Origin of the sequence: Streptomyces sp. SID3343, assembly GCF_009865215.1 — a bacterium.
Classification (GTDB): Bacteria; Actinomycetota; Actinomycetes; order Streptomycetales; family Streptomycetaceae; genus Embleya.
Genome location: NZ_WWJX01001164.1, coordinates 1 through 26,694, shown reverse-complemented (window position 1 = coordinate 26,694; position 26,694 = coordinate 1). Strand labels below are relative to the sequence as shown.

Here is a 26,694-nt window from a genome sequence, read left to right as displayed (position 1 = left end):
GGGGGCTGCGCCGGTACGGGCGGCGGCGGGTAGCCGTCGCCCAGGGGCGGCTGCGCCGGGTAGCCACCGGCCGGTGAGGCGGCGGACTGCCCGCCGCCGGACCCCTGCGGGAGCACGGCGGTCGGCTCGGTGGGGTTCGCCGGCTGCGGATATCCCCCCGGAGCGGGTCCGGAGGGGCGAGAGGGAATCGTTCCCGGAGGAGGCTGCTGCGGCTGCTGGTCGCCGTCCGCCCATCCCGGCGGCCAATTGGTCATGGCATCGAAGCTTTCACTCGATCAGCCCTGAGGCAACCGAACTGCCGCTTCATCGACCACTTGTTCCAGATTTGATGCTCACTTCTTACACGAGACCTCGTCACCGGATTTGGCCGAGTACGGCGGCGCCGCGGGGTCGGCGGACTGCTCGGTCGCGGTGGGCGTGGGCTTGCCCACCTGAACGGGCGCAACGCCCGTGTAGGACGAGCCGACGACCACCTCGATCGTGCGTCCGAGCCCGGTCACCGACTCCGAGACCGCGTTCGGCAGCGCCGCCTGGACGGTCTTGACCGAGCGGTTCCACTTGGGGTCGTAGCGGATGGTCGTGTGCACGCCGTCGGGTGGGGTGGAGTTGCGCGGCGGGCCCGCCATGGCGAAGCCGACGGCCTTGAGGTCGTCGTTGGCGCGCGTGCCCAGGCCCTGGGTGGGCGTGCCGTTGTACACCTGCACCGCGATGTCGCCGGGGGCGACCTCGACCTGGGTCGGCGTGGGCGCGCCGGTGGCGTTGCCGCCCGGCCCGTCGTTCTTGGGTGTCTCCGACTTCGCGGGCTCGATCAGGTCCTTGTCGCCGCGGATCGCGTCGAACAGGCCACGCGCCTTGACGTCGTCCCACAGCACGGTCGAGCCCCACTCGGGCACCTGGTGGTCGATGCTCTTGAGCGGCACCTGCGCGTAGGTGACCCCCGAGTTCGACAGGTTCTTCATTTCCTTGCCCAGAGCCAGGAAGTCCTGCGGCTTGAGCTTCTCGTCGACCTTTATCGAACCGAGTACCGCGTCGACGACGTTCTTGAGCTTGAGCGGGTCGGTGAGCGTCCCGCTGTCGGTCGCCTTGGCGAGCACCTGCGTGATGAACTTCTGCTGGCGCTGGGTACGGCCGATGTCACCGGTCGGGTCGCTGGCGATGTAGCGGGCCCGGACGAACTGAAGCGACTTCTGGCCGTCGAGCCTGCTGGTGCCGGCGGGCAGGTCCAAGCCGGACTTGGGGTCGTGCAGGGGCTTGGGCGTGCACATCTCGACGCCGCCGAGGGCGTCCACGACGCTCACGAACGACACGAAGTTGACCTCGACGTAGTGGTCGATCCGGATGCCGGTGGACTTCTCCACCGTGTCCACGGTCAACGCGGGACCGCCGAGTGTGTAGGCCGCGTTGATCTTGCCCTTGGTCTCGCCGCGTTGCTGACCGGTCCTCTTGTCCTTGTGCGCGGGGAAGGTCACGTAGCTGTCGCGCGGCAGGCTCGTGATCGTCGCGCGGTCCCGCTTGCCGTTGAGGTGCACGATCATGATCGTGTCGGTGCAGTCACAGGACTCGCCGCCGGCGTGCAATTTGTCGAGCGTCGCCTTGGGGATGCCTTCGCGGTTGTCCGAGCCGACGATCAGGAAGTTGAGGTCCTTGCCCGAGCCGGTGTCCGGGCGGTTCGCCAGGTCCTTGAACGGATCGACCCGCTCGATCTTCCCGTCCAGGTGCCGCACCCACGCCCAGCCGATGCCGCTGGTGGCCAGGATCGCGGTCGCCAGCACGCCGGTGATCAGGACGAGCCAGTTGCGGCCGACGTTGCGCCCGCCGCGGTTTCCCTCCGCGGGCCTCGCCGAGGCCCGGCTGCCTGTGTTCGCCATGGCCTTCGGTGTCCCTCCCTCGCGGACCGACGTCGTCGCGCCGAATCGCTGCCGTATCGCCTCGGCGCACGCCGCACGACCGGCACATCCGTACCCGTGTACACCCGAAGGACGCCTGTGCGGCGTGCTGCGGTTGCGGTGGGGCTGCCAACCACCGTAAAGCGGTCACACCCCGGAACCGCGACGGCACGCCGGGCCCCCGCTCGGGCACCCTGGTCGCCGGTGCCCACCGACAGGACCATTCGCAGTACGCTCCGAGGCGATGAATCCCACCGCCGACGAGCCCGCCACGCACGAGCCCCCCGCTCGTCTGCCGGAGCCGCTCCCCGAAAAGCCGTCCGTGTCCGTGATCATGCCGGTGCTCAACGAGTCTCGGCATCTGGAAGAGGCCGTGGGCCGAGTCCTCTCGCAGGACTACCCCGGCGAGATCGAGGTGGTCATCGCGCTCGGGCCGTCCAAGGACGACACGGACGTGATCGCCGCCGACCTGTCCGCGCACGACGCACGCGTGCGCACGGTTCCCAACCCCAGTGGTCGAACGCCCAGCGCGCTCAACGCGGCGATCGGCGCGTCCAGCCACCCGGTCATCGTGCGGGTGGACGGGCACGGCATCCTGCCGCCGGGCTACATCTCGACGGCCGTCCGGCTGCTCGCGGAGACCGGTGCGGCCAACGTCGGCGGACTCATGCACGCCGAGGGCACGACACCGTACGAGCAGGCCGTCGCGCGCGCGATGACCTCGAAACTGGGCGTCGGCAACGCTCGGTTCCACATCGGGGGCGGGGCCGGGCCGTCCGACACCGTGTACCTGGGCGTCTTCAGACGCGAGGTGCTCGAGGAGATGGGCGGCTACGACGAGGAGTTCGAGCGCGCCCAGGACTGGGAGCTGAACTTTCGGATCCGGCAGGCCGGTTACCTCGTGTGGTTCACCCCCGAGCTTCAGGTCTCGTATCGGCCCCGGCAGACGCCCAAGGCCCTCGCGAAGCAGTACTTCAACTACGGCCGCTGGCGCCGGGTGGTCTCACGGCACCACCAGGGCTCGGTGAACCTGCGCTACCTCGCTCCCCCCGCCGCCCTCGCCGTGGTCGTGGTCGGGACGATAGTGGGGCTCACCGGCTACCGGATCGGGTGGATCTTCCCCGGCGGCTACGCGGTCGGGATACTCGCCGGCGCCCTGTGGGAAGGGCGCAACCTGAGCATGCGGGCATTGATCCGTCTGCCACTGGTTCTGGCGACGATGCACGGCTCGTGGGGCGCGGGCTTCCTGACCAGCCCGAAGAGCCTCGCGGACCGACTGATGGCGGGCCGGGCACGGCTCCCGGAGGAAGACCGCACCTGAGCATGTCCGCACGCGGCTCGGGGGTGAGCCAAGCACGGCAAGGCGGCACGTCCCGGGTGGGGGACACACGACACCGGAAGCGGCAGGGGCAAAGCAACACCCAGCCCCTGCCGCTTCCGCCACTCCGGCCCCACAAACCGCAAGGCCGCGAGCCACGCCTCGCCTCACCCGGCCCGCCATCGCTCCCGCCACCGCCCGCACAACCGCACAGGGCCATGCGGCCGCGAGCGAGGCGACTCGCCGTTTGATGGGGTGGAAACCCGGTCTGTTCGCAAAAGGCAAGTAACGTGGCGGCGCTGGTCACCGCTCGTCCCCGGTGACAGTCTGTGAAGCGTCGGCACGGCCTTGGGAGACGACGGCAATGAGCGACAGGGACTCGGCTGTGGCCGCGGGTGTGGCTGTTCCGGATGCCAGGCACGCGGCCGAGGACCGGCCACCGGGCCGGTCGGGACCGTTGCGACGAGTCGTGCGCACCGGGACGGACCCGACCGACGAGTACACCGAAACCCCGGCCGAGCGCACCTACGTGCTGCACGTCACACCGGCCGAGAGCGTCCAGGTGACCACGTCCGTCGAGGTGTCCCCCACGAGCGTGGTGCGCTCCCTGCGCGTCCCCGTCGACACCGCCAAGGCCGCCCGGGTCGCCGCCGCGCACGCCGCGGTCGACGCGCTCGAAGGCGGCGGGGTGCTCCGGGGGCTGCGCCGGATCATGGCCCAACGCGACCTGGACGCCGTCCGCCGCGTCCACCGCGCGGACACGCAGCGCGACGCGACCGCGTGGAGCGAGCGCTGTTCGGCGGCCTACGAGCCTTTCGTACGGGCGTTCGCGGCCGACGCCAAGCCCCGCCCCGAGTCGTCTCCGGTACTCGGTATCGGCCCCACCAACACGGCCGGCCAGGGCCACGCGTGGGCCCGCGCCGTCGAGCGCGAACTGCCGGGCGTGCGAGCCGAGGCCGGCGCGCTCGCCTCGGCCAACACCTCGGGGCACCCCGCCGACCTCGCGATCGGCACGGACGAGTGGTTGTCCACCGACTGGCAACTCGGCCGCCTCGCGCACGTTCTGGACCGCTACACGCACTACCTCGCCGAGGGGGCAAGGGCGGTTTTCGGCCGGCTCGGGGGCGGTTCGTGGGTCGACGCCGACCTCGCCGAACTCCGCGTCGCGGGCATCGAGCTGGGTCTGGTTCTGTACGGGCCGGAGATCCGCCACCCGTTGGACCACCGGTCGCGGATCGAGTTCTCACCGTTCGATCCGCGCCACGAGCTGACCCACGCGTTGCAGGCCAGGGTGGACCGGCTGCTTCCGGTGCTGCGCGACCTCGACGTACCGACGTTCGTGGCCACCCCGGACCTGATCGCGGACGTCCCGGACGCGGTGTGGCTGCCGGCCGCGCTCGACCCGGCGACCTGGCACAGCGCGGCGCCCGTCCTGGAGCGCGAGCGCCCGGTCGTGGCGCACCCGATGAACGGCCCGTTCCTCAAGGGCACCGCGCGCATCGAACCGATGCTCCACCACCTGCACGACGTGGGCCTGATCGAGTATCGACGCATCCTGCCCGGCGCCGCCGAGCAACTCCCCGGCCTGCTCGCGGACGTGGACATCGTGCTGGACCAATTCGCGTGCGGCACCTACGGCATGACGTCGTGTCAGGCGATGGCCGCCGGTCGTCTGACGATCAGTTACCTGCACGAGTCGACGCTCGAACACCTCCCGGCCGACGTGCCCGTGTTGAACGCGAACCCCGACTCGCTCGCGCAGACCCTGGAGCGAGTGGTCGCCGAACCCGAAGCGGCCCGCGAACTCGCGGCGCGCGGGCCGGCGTACGTCGAGGAGCACCACGACGGCCGGCGATCGGCCCGCGTACTCGCCGATTTCCTGGGTGTCGCCGCACCGTGAGCACTAGCGTTCGGGTGTGGACATCGATCCGAGCGCGGACGTGGACGAGTCGGCAACCATCGGCGCGGGCACCCGGGTGTGGCACCTGGCCCAGATCAGGGAGGACGCGACACTCGGCACGAACTGCGTGATCGGCCGCGGCGCGTACGTCGGCCCGGCGGTGCGCATCGGCGACAACGTCAAGCTGCAGAACCACGCGCTCGTCTACGAGCCGGCGGTCCTGGAGGACGGCGTCTTCATCGGCCCGGCCGCGGTTTTGACCAACGACATGTATCCGCGGGCGATCACCCCCGACGGCACCCTCAAGCGCGACCGGGACTGGCACGCACAGGGCGTCACGGTCCGCCGGGGCGCCGCCGTGGGGGCCAGGAGCGTGGTCGTGGCCGGCGTCACCATCGGCCGCTGGGCACTGATCGCGGCCGGCGCCGTGGTCCATCGCGACGTCCCCGACCACGCCCTGATGGCCGGCGTACCGGCCCGCCGGATCAAGTGGGTGGGGCGAGCCGGCATACCTCTCGAACCGAGCGGCCCCGCCGAATGGCGCTGCCCCGAGACGGGCGAGCGGTACACCGAGCACGCGGACACCCTGACCTTGACACCCACCGAAGAGCCGACCCGAGAGCCCGCCCGACAGGCCACCGAATAGCCACCGAACAGCCGCCGAACGGCGCGCCGAGAAGCCGACACCCGCAGCCGCCCGAACGCCCGACGGGCCGCCCCGAAGGAGCGGCCCGTCGTACGCGCGGTAGGTCAGTTCGGCAGGTTCCTGGCCATGACGATCCGCTGTACCTGGTTCGTGCCCTCGTAGATCTGGGTGATCTTCGCGTCGCGCATCATCCGCTCCAGCGGGTAGTCACGGGTGTACCCGTAGCCGCCGAGGAGTTGGACCGCGTCCGTGGTGATCTCCATCGCCGCGTCGGACGCGAAGCACTTGGCCGACGCGCCGAAGAAGGTGAGGTCGGCGTCGCCGCGCTCGGACCTGGCCGCCGCCGCGTAGGTGAGCTGGCGGGCCGCCTCCAGCTTCATCGCCATGTCCGCGAGCATGAACTGGATGCCCTGGAACTCGCCGATCGCCTTGCCGAACTGCCTGCGCTCCAGGACGTAGCCCTTCGCGTAGTCGAGCGCGCCCTGCGCGATGCCCAGCGCCTGCGCGGCGATCGTCACGCGGGTATGGTCGAGCGTCCTCATCGCGGTCGCGAAGCCCGTGCCCTCCTCGCCGATGATCCGGTCGGCCGGGATGCGCACGTTGTCGAGGTAGACCTCGCGCGTCGGCGAGCCCTTGATGCCCAGCTTGCGCTCGGGGGCGCCGAAGGAGACGCCCTCGTCCGACTTCTCCACCACGAACGCGGAGATGCCCTTCGAGCGCCTGGTCGGGTCCGTCACGGCCATCACCGTGTAGAACTCGGACACACCCGCGTTGGTGATCCAGCGCTTGACGCCGTCGAGCACCCACGAATCCCCGTCGCGCACCGCGCGCGTCCTCATCGCCGCCGCGTCCGAACCCGCCTCGGGCTCGGACAGGCAGTAGGAGAACATGCCGTCGCCGCGCGCCACCGCGCCCAGGTAGCGCCGCTTGAGGTCCTCCGACCCCGACAGCATCAGCGGCAACGTGCCGAGCTTGTTGACCGCCGGGATCAGCGACGAGGACGCGCACACCCGCGCGACCTCCTCGATCACGATCGCCGTCGCGAGCGCGTCCCCGCCCGAGCCGCCGTACTCCTCGGGGATGTGCACCGCGTGCAGATCGTTCGCGGTGAGGGCATCGAGCGCTTCCTGCGGGAAGCGAGCCCGCTCGTCGACCTCGGCGGCATGCGGAGCGATCTTCGCCTCGGCAAGCGCACGCACCGACGCGCGGAGCATGTCGTGCTCCTCGGAAACGCGGTAGAGGTCGAAGTCTTTTCGTCCAGCCACGGGCTGCCTGCCTCTCGACGTGAAGGTTCTAGCTACCGATCAGTAAACAGCACCCGGCCCGCCGATCCTCGGCCCTACCCGATCCGAACCCCCGCCAGGACGCCGGAAGCGGGTGCGGCCGCGAAGCCCCCGCCCGGTTCCGCAACCGGAGTCCGACCCCGACGGATACGATCCTGTGCGCAGACCCAAGGATTTACGCTCTTTCCCGACGACGAAGTCAGGTGACACACGTGGCACCCCGCATCACGGTCATCGGTACCGGCTACCTGGGCGCCACGCACGCGGCGTGCCTGGCCGAGCTGGGATTCGAAGTGCTCGGGATGGATGTGGACCCCGACAAGGTGGCCACGCTGGCCTCCGGCCGGGTGCCGTTCTGGGAGCCGGGCCTCGAAGAGGTCATGGCGCCGCACGTGGCGTCGGGCCGGCTGCGCTTCACCACCGACATCGCCGAGGTCGCGGCGTTCGGCGACGTGCATTTCGTGTGTGTGAACACTCCGCAGCGCAAGGGTGAGTTCGCCGCCGACGTGTCCTACGTCGACGCGGTCGTGGACACGTTGGGCCCGCTCCTGGAGCGCCCGTGCCTGGTCGTGGGCAAGTCCACCGTCCCGGTCGGCACGGCCGAGCGGATGGCGGACCGGCTGGCCGCGCTGGCGCCCGCGGGTGCCGCCGCCGAGATCGCGTGGAACCCCGAGTTCCTGCGCGAGGGCTTCGCCGTCCAGGACACCCTGCACCCGGACCGGCTCGTGATCGGCGTGCGGTCCCAGCGGGCCGAGGACACCCTGCGCGAGGTGTACGCGGCCCTGCTCGCCGAGGGGGTGCCGCTCGTGGTCACCGACTTCGCGACCTCCGAGCTGGTCAAGTCGGCCGCGAACTCGTTCCTGGCTACCAAGATCTCGTTCATCAACGCGATGGCCGAGGTGTGCGAGGCGGCCGGCGCCGACGTCGAGCAGTTGTCCGAGGCGCTCGCGTTCGACCCGCGCATCGGCGGACGCTTCCTCAAGGCCGGACTCGGCTTCGGCGGTGGCTGTCTGCCCAAGGACATCCGCGCGTTCATGGCCCGCGCGGGCGAATTGGGCGCCGACCAGGCACTGACGTTCCTGCGCGAGGTGGACGCGATCAACATGCGTCGCCGGTTCCGAATGGTCGACCTTGCCCGTGAACAGTGCGACGGCAGCTTCCTGGGCCGCCGGGTCGCGGTCTTCGGCGCCGCGTTCAAGCCGAACTCGGACGACATCCGTGACTCGCCGGCGCTCAACGTCGCGGCCCAGGTGCAGCTCCAGGGCGGCGAGGTGACCGTGTACGACCCCAAGGCGATGGACAACGCCCGCAAGATGTACCCCGGCCTGACCTTCGCGGAGACCGCCTTCGACGCGGCGCGCGGGGCCCACGTGGTGCTGCATCTGACCGAGTGGCCCGAGTTCCGCGAGATGGATCCGGCCGAACTCGGCGGCGTCGTCGCGCAGCGGCGCGTACTGGACGGACGCAACGCTCTCGACCCGGTGCGCTGGCGCGGCGCAGGATGGACCTACCGGGCACTCGGTCGCCCCTGAGTAGCCGGCCCGTCCCGGGGGCACACTCACCCGGCCGACGGCGCCGTGCCGTCCGTTGTCGGGGGCACCGCGAGCAGCGAAACCAGGACTGCGAGGTCATCAACATGCCGTACGGCGACGAGGCCACGATCCGACGGATCCTCGACACGCACACATGGGCGGTGGTGGGGCTCAGTACCAACTCCCACCGTGCCGCATACGGAGTAGCCGCGTTCCTCCGTCAGTGGGGAAAGCAGATCGTACCCGTGCACCCCAAGGCGGAGACGGTGCACGGCGAGCAGGGCTACGCCTCGCTCGCCGAGATCCCGTTCCCGGTGGACGTGGTCGACGTCTTCGTCAACGCCGAGCAGGCGGGCGACATCGCCGACCAGGCCGTGAAAATCGGCGCGAAGGCGGTCTGGTTCCAACTCGACGTGATCGACGAGGCCGCCTACGACCGGGTCCGCGACGCCGGCCTGGACATGGTCATGGACCGCTGCTCGGCGGTGGAACTGCAACGCATCACCATGACGGACCCCGCACGCACGTGACCCCGGGGCCAAGGGGCACAGGGACCCGGGACCGGACTCGGGCCCCTGTGCTCGGGGATTCGGGTAGGCCGGGATTCGGGTGCTCCGGGATTCATGTGCGCGCGACTCCCGTGCTCCGGGATTCCTGCGCTGCGGGAATCCCCGTGCTCCGGGATCGTCCGCTTCCCGGGGCTCCTCGTTCCCGGAGACCCTCGGCGAGCCGCGCTCAGGAGCCGATGCGCTCGCGCAGCTTGCGGCCCTTTTCCACGGCCTGGGCCTTGAGGTCGGCCTGGAACTCGATCATCGCGGCCTGGAGCGTCGGGTCGTGGGCCGCGAGGATGCGGATCGCGAGCAGGCCCGCGTTGCGGGCGCCGGCGACGGAGACCGTGGCGACCGGGACGCCGGCGGGCATCTGCACGATGGACAGCAGCGAGTCCATGCCGTCGAGGTACTTGAGCGGTACCGGCACCCCGATCACCGGCAGCGGGGTGACCGACGCGAGCATCCCGGGCAGGTGGGCGGCGCCGCCCGCGCCGGCGATGATCGCCTTGAGACCGCGCCCGGCCGCCTCGGTGCCGTACGCGATCATCTCCTGCGGCATCCGGTGCGCGGAGACGACGTCGGCCTCGTAGGCGACCCCGAACTCGTCCATGACCTGTGCGGCGAGTTCCATGACCGGCCAGTCCGAGTCGGAACCCATGACGATGCCGACGACGGGCTGCGTGCTCATTCGGTGATGTCCCCTCGAAGGTAGTCGGCGGCGTGGCGGGCTCGTTCGCGCACGTCGTCCAGGTCGTCACCGCACACGGTGACGTGCCCGACCTTGCGGCCCGGCTTCACGTCCTTGCCGTACATGTGCACCTTGACGCCGGGGTCGCGGGCCATGACGTGCAGGTACGGGTGGTACATGTCGGGGTAGTCGCCGCCGAGCACGTTGACCATGACGGTCCACGGCGCGCGAGCGCGCGGGTCGCCCAACGGCAGGTCGAGCACCGCGCGCAGGTGGTTCTCGAACTGCGACGTCACCGCGCCGTCGATGGTCCAGTGGCCGCTGTTGTGCGGGCGCATGGCGAGTTCGTTGACCAGGATCCGGCCGTCGCTCGTCTCGAACAGTTCGACCGCCAGGTGACCGGTGACGCCGAGTTCGCCCGCGATCGTCAGCGCGATCCGCTGGGCCGCCACCGCGCGCTCCTCGGACAGGTCCGGCGCGGGCGCGATCACCTCGCGGCACACCCCGTCGACCTGGATCGACTCGACCACGGGGTACGCGACGGCCTGGCCGTGCGGCGAGCGCACGACGCACGCGGCCAGTTCGCGGGTGAAGTCGACCTTCTCCTCGGCCAGTACCGGGACGCCCGCGGCGAACGGCGCCGCGGCCTCTTCCTCGCCGCGAACGATCCACACGCCCTTGCCGTCGTAGCCGCCGCGCGTGGTCTTGAGCACGACCGGCCAACCGCCGATCTCGGCGGCGAACGCGGCGACGTCGGCGGGATCGGACACGATGCGGTTGCGTGGGCACGGGATGCCGATCTCGGCGAGCCTGGCCCGCATCACCCCCTTGTCCTGGGCGTGCACGAGTGCCTGGGATCCCGGGCGCACCGCGACCCCGGCGCTCTCCAGCGCCGCCAGCATCTCGGTGGGCACGTGCTCGTGGTCGAACGTGACCACGTCGCACGCCTGCGCGAACCGGCGCAGGTCGTCGAGGTCGTCGTGGTTGCCGAGCACGACGTCGCCCACGACCTGGGCCGCGGATTCGGTGGGGGATGCGGCGAGCACGCAAAAGCGGGCGCCGAGCGGGATTGCGGCCTGATGCGTCATGCGGGCGAGCTGGCCGCCGCCGACCATGCCGACGACTGGGAACGTCACTGGGGAAGGGTACCGACCCCGGGCGAGCAGGCGTGGCAGTGGGCATTGCGGGCAGCATCGGGAGCATACGGACATGCACCCATCGCCCGCAGGCGGTGGGGCGTGCGGGGCGGGAGGGGTTGCGGTGGAAAGTGTGCGACACGTCCGTGACCGCCCGCCGGTGCCCGACGGCAACGGCGGCTACCCTCGTCAGGTGAGTCGTCATGCCGGTAACAGCGCCAGTGGTGCCAAAGGAGCGTCAGTGACTTCGCCCGCGAGCACCCGTCCGGCGGCGACGGACGCCGGGCCTCCGCAGAGCCGGGCCGCTCGGATCCGTGCCGAGGTCACCCGGTTCCTGGTCGCCGGCGGACTGGCCTACGCGGTCGACGTCCTCGTGTTCAACCTGGGCCTCTCGCTCGGGATGGGCGGGGTCGCCGCGAAGATCATGTCCTCGATCCCGGCCACGATCGTGGCCTACGTCGGCAACCGCTACTGGACCTACCGACACCGTGACCGCACCGGAGTCGGCCGGGAGTACACCCTCTTCTTCGTCTTCAGCGCGATCGCGGCCGGCATCCAGGCATCGAGTGTGTTCGTCTCGCACAACCTCATGGGATACGAGAGCAAACTCGCGGACAACATCTCGGCGAACATCGTCGGCATGGCGCTGGGCACGCTGTTCCGGTTCTGGGCATTTCGCACGTGGGTGTTCAAGCACAAACAACCGGACGCCGCGCCGGTACTCGAAGGCGGGCGCGCGTGAACGCTCTGCGAGCTTGGTACGACCGCGTCGGGCACCTGCTGCACGAGACGCTGAAGTTCGGCGCCGTCGGCGGGTTCGGCGTGGTCGTCAACGTGATCGTGTTCAACATCTGTCGCAATCACCTGGGCCTTGCCTCGGTGCGCTCGTCGGTGATCTCGACCGCCGTCGCGATCATCGTCAACTACGTCGGCAATCGCTATTGGGCCTTCCGGCATCGCACGTCGGACGACTCGCGGCGCGAGTTCGTGCTGTTCATGGTGTTCAGCGGCGTCGGTATGGCGATCGAGGCCGGCACGGTGGCGATATCCCACTACTGGCTGGGGCACCCGTCACTGCTCGCGGACAACGTCGCGAAGTACGCGGTCGGGCTGCCGCTGGGCACGTTGTTCCGCTTCTGGTCGTATCGCACGTGGGTGTTCACCGGTACGCACCAGCTCGACCGCAAGCCGGTCCAAGTGGTCGCGCCGCCCGCCGGCGGAGCCGATGTGGACGGGCAGGACGTCGATGGGCCGCCCGAGAAGGGGCAGCCCATCGACACGGAGGCCGCGCGTCTGGTCGAGGGCGAGACCGAGTCCACCCGGGCCTGAGACCGCGCACCCGGCTTGAGTCGAGTGGTTCCGCCGGCCTGAGTCGCGTGGTTTCCGCCGGCCTCGGCCCAGTTGTTTTGCCGGCCTCGGCCCAGTGGTTCCACCGGCCTCAGTCGAGGGGTTCCTCCGGATAGGCGCCCAGGAACACCGCGAACACCGGTGGACGCTGCTGAAGCAGTTCCAGGCGCCCCCCGTCGGCCTCGGCGAGGTCGCGGGCGACCGCCAACCCCAGACCCGTCGAGTTGTGGCCGCTGACGGCCCGCTCGAACACCCGCGCACCCAGCACGTCCGGGACGCCCGCGCCCTCGTCCTCGACCTCGACCACGACCGACGTGCCCGTCGTGCGCGTGCGGATGTTCACCGCGCCGGCCCCGTGCATCAGGGTGTTCTCGACGAGCGTCGCGAGCACCTGGGACAGGGCGCCCGGCGTCGCCACGGCGGTCAGGCCGCGCTCGCCTTCGACCCGGATGCTGCGCCCGGTCTCGCGGAAGTTGGGCCGCCACTCGTCGATCTGCTGCTGGATGACGTCGTCCACCCGGACGGTGACCGCCGACATGTTGCGCGGATCACGCCCGCCGCTGCCCCGACGGCTGCTGGTCAGCAGCCGTTGGACAACGTCGGTGAGTCGCTCCACCTGGGAGAGCGCGATCGCGGCCTCCTCCTTGACGATCTCCGGGTCCTCCGTCGCGATGATCTCCTCCAGGCGCATGGACAGCGCGGTGAGGGGCGTGCGGAGTTGGTGCGAGGCGTCGGCGGCGAGCCGGCGTTCGGCGGTGAGCATGCGCGCGATCCGCTCGGCGCTCTGGTCCAACACCTCCGCGACCCGATCGAGTTCGGGCACGCCGTAGCGGCGGTGGCGCGGGCGCGGGTCACCGGAACCGAGCCGTTCGGCGGTCTCGGCCAGATCGGTCAGCGGCCGGGCAAGCCGGCGGGCCTGCCACACCGCGAGGGCCGCGGCCGCGGCGACCGCGAGCAGCGCGACACCGAAGATCAGCAGGAGCGACTCACGGATCTTGCGGGTGACGTTCTCGCGCGGCTCGCCGACGGTGACCGAGTCGCCCGTCGGACCGACCATCCGCTTCTCGAACGCCTTGCCGTCCGGCTTCTTCCCGATCAGCAGTTCCGGTTGGCCGGGCAGCTGCACCACCGCGTAGCGCTGCGCCTCGATCTGGCGGTTCAACAGGTCGGCGTCCGGCTTCTCGCCCGAGGCGAGCCGCAACTCGACCACTTCGAGGATGCGCGCGGCCTCGGCCTTGAGACTGTCGCCCGCGGTCGTCTCGATCGCGTGCGTCTCGACGAACGCGAGCGGCACGCCGAGCACCGCCACGACGACCAGGACCACGCCGAGCGTGGTGTTGATGAGTCTGCGGCGCAAGGTGAGGCCCGTCAGCTTTTTTCGAACCGGAAGCCCACGCCGCGCACGGTGGTGATGTAGCGCGGGTTGCCCGCGTCGTCGCCGAGCTTCTTGCGCAGCCAGGAGATGTGCATGTCGAGGGTCTTGGTGGAACTCCACCACGTGGTGTCCCACACTTCGCGCATGAGCTGGTCGCGGGTGACCACCCGGCCCGCGTCGCGCACCAGGACGCGCAGCAGGTCGAACTCCTTCGCGGTGAGCTGGAGCTCCTCCTCGCCGATCCACGCGCGGTGCGAGTCGACGTCGATCCGCACGCCGTGCACTCCCTGGCCCACGTCGGCAGCGCCGCGGCGCAGCAGCGCCCGCACCCGGGCGAGCAGTTCGGCGAGCCGGAAGGGCTTGGTGACGTAGTCGTCGGCTCCGGCGTCGAGGCCGACCACGGTGTCCACTTCGTCGGCGCGCGCGGTCAGGACGAGCACCGGGAAGCCGTGCCCTTCGGCACGCAGCCGCCGGCACACCTCCAAGCCGTCCATGCCGGGCAGACCGAGGTCGAGGACGAGCAGGTCCACCCCGCTCTGCGCGGCGCATTCCAGGGCGCTTGGACCGTCTTCGCGCACCTCGACCTCGTAACCCTCTCGGCGCAGCGCGCGCGCCAGAGGTTCGGAGATGGATGCGTCGTCCTCGGCGAGCAGTACGCGGGTCATGACCTTGATGTTACTGAGCCCTGGGCGTGAGGTTGACGAGCTCCGACCGACTATCCCTCGGGGAGCCGGGATTACCGGGAGGAATTCGCCGAATCGAAGTCCGGCCGACGGCTTGCGCGGTCCGATGTGGGAGCGTTCATCCGCTTCATGCCGACAAGGAGCTTTCGAGTCACTCGTCCGCTTCGTGCCGACGCCACGAGTAGAGCATCGTCGCGACCGCCATCGCCAGGATCAGTACGCCCGCCACGATCGCCGTGATCGCCCCACTCGACAGTCCGTCGTCACCGTCGTCCTCGCCGACGCTCGTCGTCGGCGCGCTCTCCTGACCGACGCCCTGGGCGCCGGTGGCCGCTACGGGGCTCGGGGCGGGACTCTCGGCAGGCCCGGTCGGGCTCGGGGCCGCGGCGCCGTCGATCGGGCCGGCGCTGCCGGGCTGCCCCGCGGCGGCTCCTGACGGTGCATCAGGGGCAGGTGCCCGGGCGGCGAGCTTGAGGGTCATCGCGGGCGGCGCGGGCGCGGTGGGGAAGCAGGTGGTGATCTGGTCGCCGAAGATCGCGGTGCTGGTGACCATCTTCCCCGGCGCGATGGTGATGTCGCCCTCGGCGTGGGCCGGGACGGTGATCTCGCCCTCGTAGGGCGGCACGACGATCTGGGCGGGCGTGCCGGGGATGTCGACCCGCATCTTCGGGCCCTGGAGGGTGACCTCGCCCTTCGCGCCGCCGGACAGGACGAGTTGGATCGACGGGGTCAACGGCGTACCGGGAAACGGCAGCGGGCTGGTCGCCGGGCTGCCGCCCAGGGTGACCTTGATCCGCACCTTGTCGCCGGGCCTGACCGGGTCGGTGGGCCCGTCGAGGGCGATCTGCTGCGGACCGTCCACCGGGGGCTGATCGAGCGGGATGACGCAGTGCACCTGCACGGTCAGGGGTTCCGCCGCGGCGGCGGACGGGGCGAGCGCGAGCATCGGGCCGACCGTGCAGCCCAGGGCGAGCACGGCACTCGCTGTGCGTGGGGGCGAGAAAGCCATCGGGGTCGCGTTCCTTGTCGTGGGTGCGGACGGGCCGAAGTACGGTGCGAAGAACCGGAAGTGGCGGAATATAGCCGAAGGGTCCCCCGGCCGGATGAGGATCGGCCGGGGGACCCTTGGATTCAACTGGGGTCATCCGTCGTGCGGGAACAACCGGGTGTCGACCGAGGGTCAGACCTGGCTGCGCATGCGGCGACGGTAGGGAACGAAGAGCATCAGTCCGATGGCCCCGAGCACCGCGGTACCGGCCGCCATGGCGAACGCGGTCATGCTGTCACCCTGGGCACCGGTGTGGGCGAGGTCGCCGGGATTGTTGTTGCCGGTGGTGCCGCCCGCGGAACCGTTGGAGGTACCCGAGGACGTGCCGGTGGAGGTGGCCGCACCCGACGGGGTCTGGGTGAGGGTCTGGGTCGGCGTGCCGGGGCCGGGTTCGCCCGCGGCCTTGAGGGTGGCCGAGACGCCGGTCGTGGTCGCCTTGCAGGTGAGGTCGACCTTCAGCTTCTCGCCGAGGTCGAGACCGATGACGAGCGCACCGGGGCTGAACGAGTAGTCGCCTGCGGCCCCGGTGGTGAACTCGCCGACCAGCGGCCCGTCCACGGTGATCTGCTGCTTCGGCTTGATGTTGATCTTCTTGGCCGGGAGGGTGACGTCGAACGACTTCTTGTCCCCACCGGTCGTGTCGATCGTCAGCTTCGGTGTGACGTTGGCGTCGATGCCAGCCGGCGGGGTCAACTTGTCGGGCGCCTCGCCGACGACGTTGTCCTTGAACTCGGCCTGGACCGCGACCTTGGTGTTGGGCTTGGCCTGCCCCGGAAGGACCACCTTGACGGTGGGCTTCAGGGCCAGCGGGTCGCCGAACTTCTTGCCGTTGAGCATGATGTCGCACGCGTAGTCGACGGTGACGTCCTTGCCGTTCGGGTCGCCCGGCTCGGCGGCCGGGTCGTCGCCGCCACCGTCGGCAGAAGCCGTGATCGAGCCCAGCACGGGGGCTTCGCCCGTGGGAGTGCAGTCCGTCGGCTGCTTGCCGATCACGCCCATGTCGACGGTGGTGTTCCAGCTCTTGGGCTTGAGCTTGATCTCGCCCTTGGCGTCGGCCGGGATCTTGATCTTGCCCTCGAACACCGGCAGTTTGACGGCGCTGCCCGCGGCCGCCTTCATGGTGCCGGAGCCGGTCATGGTCATTTCCTGGGTGGTGCCGCCCGATGCCTCCATCACCATGGTGAACTCGAAGGGATTGTCCAGGTCGACCGGCGCGTCGACGCCCGTCGGACCCATCTCGACCTTGACGGTCGCGACCTTGCCGGGCTTGATCGGGCCCGTCGGCATGGTGATGTCGATCGTCTGGGTGCTCGTCATGTTCGGGTCGATCGGTGTCACGCACTTGGCGGGCACCGAGACCGCGGCAGCGGTCGCCGGTCCGGCCAACGCGAACAAGCCACCGGACGCGATCGCCAGGGACGCCGTCCCCGCCATCGCGATACGCATTGTTTGGTGCTTCATCAGGTTGTGCGCTCCCTTCGTCGGGGCGGGACTCACCCCGTCGTTTTTTCGGTCAGCTGAGCGTGAGCGTCAAGGTCGCCGAGAAGGTTTCGGCAGACGTGTTCCGGTCGGGCAGACGCAGTGTCAGGTCTGCTCCGACGTCGAACTCACCCCCCGTGACACTCGTCGACGATGTGGTGGAGCACAGGGTCGCCGTGCTGCTCGACTGCACCCGGGTTCCGGGTTTCGGCGAGCTCGGGTAGGGGCCGCGCCCCGGATGCGGGACGCAATGCGGCTCCCAGATCAGGTTGCGTGCCTCGATGCGCGTGCCGTCGTCCGCGTGGAAGTCGGACATCGCGCCGGTGAGGGTCCAGCCGTGCAGAGAACCGCGAAAGTCCTGCACGAGCATGGAGTTGAGGCTGCCCTTGGCCGTTCCGCTGGTCCGGTCGACCGTGAGTCGGCTCTGTCCGGCCGACGGGGTACTGACGGCGAAGACACCCGGATTGACGTTGCCGTCCACCTGTGAGGGGGCTTTCGGCTGCTCGATCCGGGTGTTCCAGTCCATCTCCGCCGTCTCGGAACCCGAACCGGCGTTGTCGGCGGCGGAGTTCCCGCCACCGGACTCGGCGCCGCCCTGGCTCGAACCGCCGTCGCTCGAACCGGACGCGGTCGCACCGGTCGAGCCGCCGTTCTCGGTCGCCGGGCCGGCTCCCGAGGACGAGGTCGGATCCGGGTCGAACGTCCCGTCGATACTCGGGCCGGCGCGGTGCTCGGTACTCGAATCCGCCGATTCGAAGATGCCCACGCCCGACCCGAAGTAGAGCGCGAGTACGGTGCCGGCGACCACGGCGGCCGCGACCAGCGCGGCGGTTCCCTGACCGGGTCGAAATGCCATCAGGCACCCCTCCCGATGTCGGTCGCCCCGGGGTGGTCGTCCTCGCCCGGCTCCGAATCCGCGTACAGCGGTCCGCCGATGACCATCGTCTCGACCATCGAACGGATCGGGCGCTTGCTCAGGTCGACCTTGTCGGCCTCGACGTCGGCCGGCCGACGATTGCTCGTCTTCGCCGCCGACGCGTCATGGTCCGCCTCGCCGGCGGATTTCTTGTTCTTTCCGTCCTTCGCCAAGAGCGAGGACGACTCGGGCAACCCGACCTCTCGGTCCGACTCCTTCGAGCGCCGCGTGCCTTGTTCGCGGATCACCTCGACGATGCGCAAGGCCAGTCGCCAGATCGCGACCGGGATCACGAGCACCAGGAGTGCGCCGAAGATGTACACGCCCCACGGGCGGCCGACGTCCAAGGCCTGTTCGTCGACGATCTGGTCGTTGTACATCACGCGCCAGCTGAACGTGCCGTGCTGACGGGGCTTGAGCTCCACCGGGAGCGAGATCGTCTTGTGCTCACCGGGTTGGATGGTGACCTGGACCTCGGCGGTGTCCCACGTCGGCGCGTACACGCCTTCGTAGAAGCCCACCCGGAACTTCGGGTTGACGATGGGCGATTGGCCCATGTTGCCGACCTTGACCTGGAAACGGCGCTGGACCGGCGAGCCGAACCACGTGAAGATCGTGTCCTCACCGACCATCGCGCTGTCGATGAACTGGAGTCGCCCCGGCGTCTTGACGTTCACGGGCAGCGGCGCGAACGGCGCGCCGTCGATCTCCAACGGCACACTGATGTCCTTGGGCACACCGCCCGTGACGGTGGCGACCTTGACGACGCACGGACACGGGGACGGCGGGATCACGGTGTCCAGCATCATCGTCACGCCACCCGCCGGACCGACCGTCGCACTCGCGGCGCCCGCACAGTTGACCGAGCCGCGCATGGCGTTCTCGCCGCAGATGGTGGCCTGTACCAGCGACGCGGGCGTCCAACCGTTTCCGACGATGGCGACCTTCTCGCCGACCCCGGACTTGCCGGGATCGATGGACGCGCTGACGCCGTCGACTGCGGGCGGTGGATCCGCCGCGTGCGCCGACGTCGTGCCGCCGAGGGCGACGAAGCCCGACAGCAGCACGGCGATCAGCACCGCGGCGGTACCGCGCGAGCGGCCGACCCGGGTCGTGGCGCGGAATGCGGGAGACATGATCAACGGCCGACCCCGGCAGAGTCCGCGGATTCCTCGGCGGCGGGGGTGTCGTTCCCTCGCGGCGTCGGGGATTGTTTGCCCTTCGGACGCTTGGCGCTCTTCTTCGCGGGCGCGGCTTCGGCGGCCGGCTCTGCCACCGGCTCTGTGGTGGATTCGGCTGCCGGGTCCGCGACTTCGGACTTCGTGGGGTCGGTAGCCGAGGTAGCGGGCGTCGACTCGGGCTCGGCATCGGTTGCGGCGGGACCGGTGTCGCCAGACGTGTCGTCCGCCGCGTTCGCCTCGGCTGCTGCGGGCTTCGCGACGGGCACGGGCTTGCCTTCGGATTCGGGCTTACCGTCGGACTCGGAAACGGCCTCGGCCTCGGGCTCGTTCGCGGGCTCCGCCGTCTCCGGCTCGGCTTCGGCCGCGGTCGCCGGCGCCGGCTCCGCGGGTGCGTCCTGCGTTTTCGCGGGCTCGGCCACCGGCTTCGACTCGGCCGGCTCGTCCTTCGATTCGTCCCGGCCCGAAGTCTCCGCACTCGCGGCCGAGTTGTCGTCCGACGGCTCCGCCGGTACCGGCGGGAGCACGGTCGTGTCGTCGGTGGGGCCGGTGGGAGCGTCCGGCTTGGCCGGGTCTCCACCCTTGCCGCCCTTGCGGTTGTTACGCCACAGGCTCCAGGCGACACCGCCCGCCACCAGGATCAGGGCCACGGTGAGGAGGATGGGCCACGGCACGGCCGTGTACGAGGCGCTGACGTTGTCCTTGACCCCGGGGTCGTCGGTGGTGGCCTTGACCTTGATCGAGACGCGGTCGAGTCGCGGGGCGTCCTTCCAGGGCACTGTCTTGACCACCGACTGGCCGGGCAGGATCTCGGTGCCCTTGTCGGAGCGGTTCAGCAGCGTACGGCCGAACATGCCCTCGGCCCGCAGATCGAGGTCCGGCTTGATGATCACGTTGCCGCGGTTGACGACCCGGTAGGTGATCGTCGCGTCCGTCGAACCGAAGAACTCGCCGAAGCCGCTGTTCCGCTTGACTTCGACCTTTTGCACGTCCATCGCCGCCAGCGTCGGACCCTGGACCCGGAGGTAGACCCGGGCACCGATCTGCCGCTGGATGTTGACCTTGACCTGGCCCTGCTGCTGGGTGCCCTCGATCGCGGTGTTGAGCGCGACCACTGCGCCGGGGTGGTCACCCGGTGTCGCGTTCGGCGGTATGACGACGTTGAAGGGAACCTGGCGCTTCTCGCCGGGCTGCAGCGTGAGGGTCTGGTTCTCCGGCGCGATCTGGATCCAGGTGCCGACGTCCACCTGCTTGTCGGACGCGGTGCGCAGCGCGAAGCCGCCGTCTCGCGGCGTGTTGTACGCGTCGGCGCCGAACAACTTCACCGTCATCGGCGCGGGACTGGTGTTGTGCACGGTCACCACGTCGGGAACGGTCGTCCCGAGTGCGCCTTCGAGGAAGAAGTACCGGCGCGCGTTCTGGCTGGTGCCGTCCGGCACGTAAGGGTCGACGGACCACTCGCCGTTCCCGGCGGCCGAGGCCGGCGTCGGGGTGACGAGGATCAGGGACGCGAACAGCGTTGCCAACACGCCGATCAGTGCGGCCAGGGATCGTGAGCGTTCGCCTTGCCGGCGGCTCAGGAGGGCCGGGGTGCCCGTCATCGGTGTCTCCTGCTGGTCTGTCCTGCTGCGGATCGAGATGGGCGGCTTCGGGAGCGGATCCGAAGGGCCCGCGCTGTGTGCCTGGTGGTGCGGGTACGGACCGACCGGCCGCGGTGTGGGCGGGACGGGCCGGCTGCCCGTCCCACCCTCCGCTCTGCGTCGATCCGCAGCGGCCCGAATGCCCGGCCCGTGGGTCGCGGATGGCTTTCCGCGGCCCACGGGCCCCTGGATTCAGGGCCGTTCGAGGTCTCCTCGCCGGACGGATCCGGTCAGGAGATGGAGAGGGTGAGCGTCGCGCTGTAGTTACCGATCGCCTGGTACGCCGGGACGGCGAGCGAGAGATCGGCGTCTGCCTTGAACGTGCCACCCGTGCTTTCCGCGTTGGCCGCGGAGGCGAGCGTGGCGCCGTTCTTGCCGATCGGACCCGTGCTGCCGGCCACGGCGGTGCTCGGCGAGCCTTCGTCCGTGGCGACCTTCGGGGTCCAGGTGAACTTGTCGGCCGAGATGGTGCCACCCGTGCCGTTGCTGAAGTCCGTCATGGCACCGGTCAGCGTCCAGCCGGTGTTGCCCGCCCGGAAGTCCTTGACCGTCACGGTGTTCAGCTTGCCGGTCATGGCCTGCTCGGTGCCGTTCAGGGTCACGTCGGAGAGCTTGATCGCGCCGTTCTCCTGGCTGATCGTCAGCGCGCCGGCGGCGATCGTGGCGCTGACGTCCTGCTTCAACTGCCCGGCAGGGGGGTTGGTGCCGTCGACGGTGAAGGGAGCCCCGGCGGAAAGCTTGCCTTCGGTGTCCTCGGAGGCCGCGATCAACGTGATGTCGTCCTTGGCCACGGTCACCTCGACGCTGAACTTGCCCGCGGCGTCGGTGGTCGGCGACTGCATGCTCGGGACGTCGGGCTGCTGGGCGGCATTCGTCTGGACCACGAACAACTGCGTGTTCGGGGTGAAGCCCTCACCCGTGACCGTCACCTTGGAGCCCACCGGGCCGTGGTTCGGGTCGAGCGCGATCTTGCGCTGGTTCGACGGGGTCTCGGCCTTGACCGACACGTTCGAGGTCTTCGACTTGTCGCCGACCGTGACCTTCAACTGGTAGGCCCCGTCGGCGACTCCGGCCCCGATGGTCGCGGTACCGGACAGCGCGCCGTCCTCCCCCACGGTCAGCGGACCCGTCACCTTGCTCTCGTCGCAACCTGCGCCGGTCGAGTCGCACAGTTCCAGCTTCGGCGTGCCCGCAGGCCAGTTCGTACCCGAGACGGTCACCGCGCCACCGGGCTTGACCTCCCCCGGAGTAGTGGCCAGGGTCGTCTCGCCGGGTGCGTCCGCGACCTTGTAGGAGGCGATGACGCCGTTGTCGGACTTGACCGTGCACGTCGCGTTGACGAGGGGTTTCTCCGCCGTACTCGGCACGTAGACGTCGAACACGAAGCTCTTGAGCGTCAGGTCGATCGTGCTGCCCGGGGCGGCCGCGGGCAGCGTGATGTCCTGCTCGAATGCCGGGGGGTCGATGCCCTGGGTGGGGCCGATGTCACCGACGAACTTCGTCGTGTCCATCTTGATGTCGGCGCCACCGCCACTGACCCCGAAGGTGTAGTGGCCCACGAAGCCGATGTTCTTGTAGGTCGAGGGCGGCTTGATCGGGTTCACGCCCGCGTCGAGCATGGCCTTCACCGTGTTCGGTGCGCCCCCGGTCTCGGGGGTGAGCGACATGGTGAAGCTCTGGTTGCCCTCCAGCTTGCCGAGGAGGCTCGCGTCGCACGACAGATACGGGTTCACCGTGCCGGCGTGCGCAGCCGGCGCGACGGCTACCAAGCCCGCCGTTCCCGCGATCGCCACCGCGCTGAGCGTGGCCGCGACTCTCTTGCCGGGTTTGAACATGTGGTGCTGCTCCCTTCAGGGGGTTACCGCCGGCCGCCGGAGGACGGGACGGTCTAACACCACACCGGAGCGAGTCCGCAGGAGCGTCGCTTTACCGTGAGATCGGCGCTCCGGTGCCTGGCCTGCGGCGGTCGCCTCGCTCGAGATTCCATCGCACACGGCCGAGGCGGCCGTCTGACTGTCCGTCGTTTCCCTTGCAGGAGACGGGCCTTGCCGTGAACTGAAACGTGTTGCAGATTCTGGCGTGCTATTCACGCGCGATCACGCGACATAGTCAAGGGCTGACCGGGAGCGACACGGTCGGCCTTCCGGCGGGAAGGCCGACCGTCCCACGAAGTGGATCAGGCGTTGCGCGAGGCTCGTGCCCGACGAGTCGCGAGCAGGACGCCGCCGATCCCGAGCAGGCCGACGGTGCCGCCGAGCAGGCCCATGGAGAGCGCGTCGTCGAGCGGACCGGTCTTGGGCAGCGTGCCACCGCTCGTGGTGGTCGTCGTGCCCGAGGTGGTGGTGCCGCTGGTGGTCTTGCCCGTGGTGGTCGTCGAACCGGCGGTCGTACCACTGGTGGTCTTACCCGTGGTAGTCGTCGAACCGGCGGTCGTACCACTGGTGGTCTTACCCGTGGTAGTCGTCGAACCGGCCGTCGTACCACTGGTGGTCTTACCCGTGGTGGTCGTCGAACCACTGGTGGTATTGCCCGTGGTGGTGGTCGTCGCGGCGCCCGGGATCGTGGCGCTGTACGCGACGGCGGTCTTGGTCGCCTTGCACGGAACGTCGATCTTCAGGCCGAGCGTCGTGACGTCGATGAGCAACCCCAACAGCGTCGGCTGAAGCTCGAACTTGCCGGTCGCGGCCTGCGGTACCGTCACACTGATCGTGAACGGTTTGATGTCGATGGGGCCGCCGGCTTTGGTCAGCGTCAGATCTCCCGGCGCGCCCTTCGCGGTGACCTTGCCTCCCGCGTTGGTGCTGAACTCCATCGTCGACGTCGCCTTGACCGTGATGTCCATCGGCGGCCCCTGCGCCGGGCTCGGTCCCGGATCGACGGTGAGCGTGATCGCCTCACCGGCCTTCGCGGTCGCCGGGCCGGAAACCGAGAAGTCCATCGCGCCGGAGACCACCGGCACATTACCCATGTACTTGCGGTAATCCTCCGGAATCTCGCAGCTCACCTGCGTCTTGGCCACAGCGGCCTGCGCCTGCGGCGCGGACGCCAGCACGCTGCCCGCCGCCACGGCGAATGCCGCCAATCCGCCCGCGACTCGCTTGTTGGGCCTGACCATAGGGTGGTTCTCCCTTCGGGGGATTTCTTGCTTGTCATGTAGTCCTGATCGGAACGACCGGAGCGTCACGCGCTCAGCAGGGCCGTACCGGCACGTCGGACTGCACCGACCTGTCACGCGCCCCGATGTATCGGGCACACGCGGTCGCCACACCCGACTCCCCCCTTTCGAGGCGCGGACCGGAGGCCGGACCACGCAAGCACCGGCGGGACACGCCTTTCACTCCCTGGAGGGGGCTTTTCTCGGCGCATCCGGGAGACATCGAGACTGTTCCAGTACTTGATGTCACGTCAGATCTTCGGGTGACGGTACGACAAGTGGCATGAGCGGACAACAGCGATAGACAGAAAATCTGCATCCCCCGGACACGGTTGCGCATCGCCCGACCTGCGGAATCGCTGTGTCGACAAGGCGGTTGACGCGCCGTCACAAAACCCGACACGTGTCGAGCACGAGTGCGCACAAAAGGCGTGAAAGCGCGGAACCCCGGGCCGACGACCCGGGGTTCCGTGTTCGGACACGCTTTGACGACGGCGGGCGTTACCCGCGGATCACCGCAGTCAGTTCAGGACGGTGAACTTCGAGGTCTCCGCCACGTTGCCCCACACGCCCTGACCGTTGTACTCCGCGATCATCCCGAGCTCGGCCCGATAAGTCTTGCCGACCTCTGCCGGCGCGGACCAGTTGAAGGACACGGTCCCGCTCCCCCGCCCTTGGCCGGTGCAGTCCACCGCTGTGGTGCCACCGACGTTCGTGGGCGCACCGCCCGACGCGAACGAGGTCAGGTAGATACCCGCGTAACACGCGGTCCACTGCGCGGGGTTCAGGCTGTGGAACGTGACCGACCCGAACACGGTCACCTGTCCGCCGTAGACGCTGATGCAGGCCGTCGCCTTGCTGTTCGGGTCGTTGTAGAGCGGCAACGGATCAGTGCACGAGAGGAAACCACCACTCGCCGTAGCTGCCGTCGAACTGATCGCCGTGGTGTCGGAGGCGGCCTGGGCCGCCGGCGCGCCGATGCCGGCCGCGACGGCCGGACCGATCGCCAGTACTCCGGCAGTCATCGCCTTGCGAACACGCATTGTTCTCCTCGTTCCCGGGGTGGGTGTCGCGGCGCGCGGAAGCGACGCGCCGCGGCGGAGCGAAAGGCTTGAGCGTCGACGCGCGGACTCAGTTCAAGACCGTGACCTTGCCGCTCTTCACGACCACGGCCCACGAGGCGACACCGAGGTAACTGCTCAACACCCCGGTATTGGTGCGATACGTACTCCCGATCTCGACCGGGACCGTGACGCTGTTCGCGATGGTGCCGCTCGCCTGCGCGGTGGCCTTGCAGTCCTTCTGGGTACCGGCGGAGACAAGCGTCTCGGTGCCGTCGGAGGCGATCTTGTACAGGGAGACGTTCATGACGCATCCGGTCCACCCGGAGGGCACCGGACTGGTGAAGGTGACCGACGAGTAAGCCGTCAACGACCCGTTGTAGAGACTCAGACAGGCAAGCGCCTTGCTGTTCGCCTCGTTGGGCAGACCCGTCGGGTCGCTGCAGGTCAGGAACCCGCCGCTGTCGGCGACCGTCGTCGCACTGATCGTTCGGCTGTCGGCCTGGGCCGCCTGTGCGCTCGGAGCGCCGATGCCGGCCGCGACGGCCAGGCCGATCGCCAGGGCACCGGCTGTTGTCGCCTTGCGAACTCGCATTGCTTTCCTCGTTCCCGGGGGTGGGTTTCACGGCGCGCGGAAGCGGCGTGCCGTGTCGAGCGGCACGTACGGGATCACCTGGAGCGCCGTCAGGCTGACACAGCGTCAGGTCAGGTGCCACCCCACCGTTTGGGTGACACGTGTCGAACGCAAAGTTGGCGTGCTCTCGACGCGTGAACCGTCGTCCTATGCCGGTTTTCGATGAAACGTGCCGACGAACCACGGCCCGATCACACGGTTTCCGGCCCACTTCGAGCGGAATGCTCCGTTCCGCCCGGATCGGTATTGCCTTGTCAAGATCCATGTGGAACCCGCCTGGCCCGCCCGCGCCCGCAGGAGTCGTGTCACAGGGCCGGAAGATCTCTTGACACGACGTCAGCCTGTTGGAATCAATGGGCTTTTGGTCGAAATATGGAACACGTTCCAGAGCAATCGACCGATTCGTGGAGTCGTCGAGTACGAGCCATCGAGCACGAATCAGCAAGGAAGGAGCGTCCCGCGCATGGCACCACCCCGCAGGAGACTGCTCGCGATATCGGCCGCGGGAGTCCTCGTCGCCGGTGCGGCGGGTCTCACGGCGGTAGCACCCGCGGCACACGCAGAATCCGTGGAACACGAGGTGAGGTGCGCGCCGCCGCCCGGCGCCGGCGGCGATTTCACCTGGAAGTCGAGGATCGAACTGTCCGTCTCGCCGCCGAAGCAGGACACGTACAAGGTCGGCGAGGAGGTGACCGTCACGTGGCACTGGGTCGCCCCGCCACGCAACCCGTGGCAGTGGGTCGGCATCGCCGCGAACACCGAAACCCCCACCGGGACGGTCAAGCTGTCCAACGCCCAAGTCGGCGACGTGGCGATGACGGGACCCGACAAGCACGCCGGCGCCGGGGCGGGACAGCCGCTTCCGGTGGCCGACATGACCGGCCGGTTCACCATCGCCGCCGAGGGTCGGGTGGATCTGGCACCCGGCGGCTACGAGCTCACGCAGTTCTGGATCCCGTCCTCACCGTGCAAGCCGACCCGTCCGGACCGGCTGCCGGTGTCCACCGGGATTCGGATCGGCAACGCCCCGACGCCGGGCGGCGACTCGACCGGCGGCACCAACGGCGGTGCGACCAGCGGCGGTTCGGCAACCGCCGGCGGCACGGGCGGCACGACCACCGGCAGCACGCCCGGGCCGACCAGCCCGGCGACCGGCCGACCGACACCCTCACCCGCAACGAGCGGCGGCGGCTCGTCCCCGAGCGCCCCACCCGCCGGCGGCACCCCGCCCGCCGGCAC

At 69.6% G+C, this 26,694-nt stretch carries 22 protein-coding genes and 2 pseudogenes; 8 read left to right on the top strand and 16 right to left on the bottom strand.

Going from position 1 to position 26,694, the window contains the following annotated elements:
• A pseudogene (locus GT354_RS36350) lies at positions 1 to 254 on the bottom strand (hypothetical protein); the annotation flags it as partial.
• A 78-nt stretch (positions 255 to 332) separates the two neighbouring features.
• The gene (locus tag GT354_RS36345) at positions 333 to 1,868 is read right to left on the bottom strand and encodes an LCP family protein (RefSeq protein WP_161360649.1); all 1,536 of its coding nucleotides are present in this window, start codon (positions 1,866 to 1,868) and stop codon (positions 333 to 335) included.
• A 262-nt stretch (positions 1,869 to 2,130) separates the two neighbouring features.
• Between GT354_RS36345 and GT354_RS36340 the strand changes: the two genes are divergently transcribed.
• The 3 genes from GT354_RS36340 to GT354_RS36330 all read left to right on the top strand — a co-directional run bounded on the left by GT354_RS36340 (position 2,131) and on the right by GT354_RS36330 (position 5,750).
• Positions 2,131 to 3,207 (top strand): glycosyltransferase family 2 protein, encoded by a 1,077-nt coding sequence (locus GT354_RS36340; RefSeq protein WP_161360648.1) that lies wholly within the window; start codon positions 2,131 to 2,133, stop codon positions 3,205 to 3,207.
• 361 nt (positions 3,208 to 3,568) lie between these two features.
• Complete coding sequence (locus GT354_RS36335; protein ID WP_161360647.1) at positions 3,569 to 5,104, top strand: glycosyltransferase family 4 protein; 1,536 nt, start codon at positions 3,569 to 3,571, stop codon at positions 5,102 to 5,104.
• A 22-nt stretch (positions 5,105 to 5,126) separates the two neighbouring features.
• Positions 5,127 to 5,750, top strand: coding sequence for an acyltransferase (locus GT354_RS36330; protein WP_346012338.1), 624 nt, complete (start codon positions 5,127 to 5,129; stop codon positions 5,748 to 5,750).
• Between the two features lie 104 nt (positions 5,751 to 5,854).
• Here GT354_RS36330 and GT354_RS36325 read toward each other — a convergent pair whose 3' ends face one another.
• Positions 5,855 to 7,015, bottom strand: a complete 1,161-nt coding sequence (locus GT354_RS36325) for an acyl-CoA dehydrogenase family protein (RefSeq protein WP_161360646.1) — start codon at positions 7,013 to 7,015, stop codon at positions 5,855 to 5,857.
• Between the two features lie 230 nt (positions 7,016 to 7,245).
• On the opposite strand from GT354_RS36325, the gene GT354_RS36320 reads away from it, so the two are divergent.
• Both GT354_RS36320 and GT354_RS36315 read left to right on the top strand, forming a co-directional pair.
• Entirely contained in the window at positions 7,246 to 8,565 is a 1,320-nt protein-coding gene (locus GT354_RS36320) for a UDP-glucose/GDP-mannose dehydrogenase family protein (protein ID WP_161360645.1), read from the top strand.
• Between the two features lie 104 nt (positions 8,566 to 8,669).
• Positions 8,670 to 9,095, top strand: a complete 426-nt coding sequence (locus GT354_RS36315; protein ID WP_161360644.1) for a CoA-binding protein — start codon at positions 8,670 to 8,672, stop codon at positions 9,093 to 9,095.
• Positions 9,096 to 9,300: 205 nt separating this feature from the next.
• Here the strand turns inward: GT354_RS36315 and purE are convergent, their stop codons facing one another.
• Together purE and GT354_RS36305 are read right to left on the bottom strand one after the other, a co-directional pair.
• Positions 9,301 to 9,804 (bottom strand): 5-(carboxyamino)imidazole ribonucleotide mutase, encoded by a 504-nt coding sequence (gene purE / locus GT354_RS36310; protein WP_161360643.1) that lies wholly within the window; start codon positions 9,802 to 9,804, stop codon positions 9,301 to 9,303.
• Complete coding sequence (locus GT354_RS36305; RefSeq protein ID WP_161360642.1) at positions 9,801 to 10,940, bottom strand: 5-(carboxyamino)imidazole ribonucleotide synthase; 1,140 nt, start codon at positions 10,938 to 10,940, stop codon at positions 9,801 to 9,803. The genes purE and GT354_RS36305 overlap by 4 nt, the downstream gene beginning before the upstream one ends.
• Positions 10,941 to 11,181: 241 nt before the next feature.
• Here GT354_RS36305 and GT354_RS36300 point away from each other — a divergent pair, with 241 nt between their 5' ends.
• On the top strand, positions 11,182 to 11,682 hold the full coding sequence (locus GT354_RS36300) for a GtrA family protein (protein ID WP_202512678.1): 501 nt from the start codon (positions 11,182 to 11,184) through the stop codon (positions 11,680 to 11,682).
• Positions 11,679 to 12,269, top strand: a complete 591-nt coding sequence (locus GT354_RS36295; RefSeq protein WP_346012337.1) for a GtrA family protein — start codon at positions 11,679 to 11,681, stop codon at positions 12,267 to 12,269. Before GT354_RS36300 ends, GT354_RS36295 begins: the two co-directional genes overlap by 4 nt.
• Positions 12,270 to 12,378: 109 nt before the next feature.
• On the opposite strand, the gene GT354_RS36290 is transcribed toward GT354_RS36295, so the two are convergent.
• The 11 genes from GT354_RS36290 to GT354_RS36240 all read right to left on the bottom strand — a co-directional run bounded on the left by GT354_RS36290 (position 12,379) and on the right by GT354_RS36240 (position 25,416).
• The gene (locus GT354_RS36290) at positions 12,379 to 13,644 is read right to left on the bottom strand and encodes a histidine kinase dimerization/phospho-acceptor domain-containing protein (RefSeq protein ID WP_161360640.1); all 1,266 of its coding nucleotides are present in this window, start codon (positions 13,642 to 13,644) and stop codon (positions 12,379 to 12,381) included.
• A gap of 11 nt (positions 13,645 to 13,655) precedes the next feature.
• Complete coding sequence (locus tag GT354_RS36285; protein WP_020556678.1) at positions 13,656 to 14,327, bottom strand: response regulator transcription factor; 672 nt, start codon at positions 14,325 to 14,327, stop codon at positions 13,656 to 13,658.
• A 169-nt stretch (positions 14,328 to 14,496) separates the two neighbouring features.
• Entirely contained in the window at positions 14,497 to 15,354 is an 858-nt protein-coding gene (locus GT354_RS36280; RefSeq protein WP_161360639.1) for a hypothetical protein, read from the bottom strand.
• Positions 15,355 to 15,525: 171 nt separating this feature from the next.
• On the bottom strand, positions 15,526 to 16,854 hold the full coding sequence (locus GT354_RS36275; protein ID WP_161360638.1) for a hypothetical protein: 1,329 nt from the start codon (positions 16,852 to 16,854) through the stop codon (positions 15,526 to 15,528).
• Between the two features lie 52 nt (positions 16,855 to 16,906).
• Complete coding sequence (locus tag GT354_RS36270; protein ID WP_161360637.1) at positions 16,907 to 17,728, bottom strand: hypothetical protein; 822 nt, start codon at positions 17,726 to 17,728, stop codon at positions 16,907 to 16,909.
• A complete protein-coding gene (locus GT354_RS36265; RefSeq protein WP_161360636.1) occupies positions 17,728 to 18,924 on the bottom strand; it encodes a hypothetical protein in 1,197 nt (398 codons plus the stop codon). Before GT354_RS36265 ends, GT354_RS36270 begins: the two co-directional genes overlap by 1 nt.
• A 2-nt stretch (positions 18,925 to 18,926) precedes the next feature.
• Positions 18,927 to 20,567: a DUF916 domain-containing protein gene (locus GT354_RS36260; protein ID WP_161360635.1), complete on the bottom strand. Its 1,641-nt coding sequence runs from the start codon at positions 20,565 to 20,567 to the stop codon at positions 18,927 to 18,929.
• Positions 20,568 to 20,836: 269 nt separating this feature from the next.
• Positions 20,837 to 22,441 carry a WxL domain-containing protein gene (locus GT354_RS36255; RefSeq protein ID WP_161360634.1) on the bottom strand — a complete coding sequence of 535 codons (1,605 nt, stop codon included), beginning with the start codon at positions 22,439 to 22,441 and terminating at the stop codon, positions 20,837 to 20,839.
• Between the two features lie 341 nt (positions 22,442 to 22,782).
• The gene (locus tag GT354_RS36250) at positions 22,783 to 23,721 is read right to left on the bottom strand and encodes a hypothetical protein (RefSeq protein ID WP_161360633.1); all 939 of its coding nucleotides are present in this window, start codon (positions 23,719 to 23,721) and stop codon (positions 22,783 to 22,785) included.
• A gap of 560 nt (positions 23,722 to 24,281) precedes the next feature.
• On the bottom strand, positions 24,282 to 24,803 hold the full coding sequence (locus tag GT354_RS36245) for a hypothetical protein (RefSeq protein WP_161360632.1): 522 nt from the start codon (positions 24,801 to 24,803) through the stop codon (positions 24,282 to 24,284).
• 88 nt (positions 24,804 to 24,891) lie between these two features.
• Positions 24,892 to 25,416, bottom strand: a complete 525-nt coding sequence (locus tag GT354_RS36240) for a hypothetical protein (RefSeq protein ID WP_161360631.1) — start codon at positions 25,414 to 25,416, stop codon at positions 24,892 to 24,894.
• 502 nt (positions 25,417 to 25,918) lie between these two features.
• On the opposite strand from GT354_RS36240, the pseudogene GT354_RS36235 reads away from it, so the two are divergent.
• A pseudogene (locus GT354_RS36235) lies at positions 25,919 to 26,694 on the top strand (hypothetical protein); the annotation flags it as partial.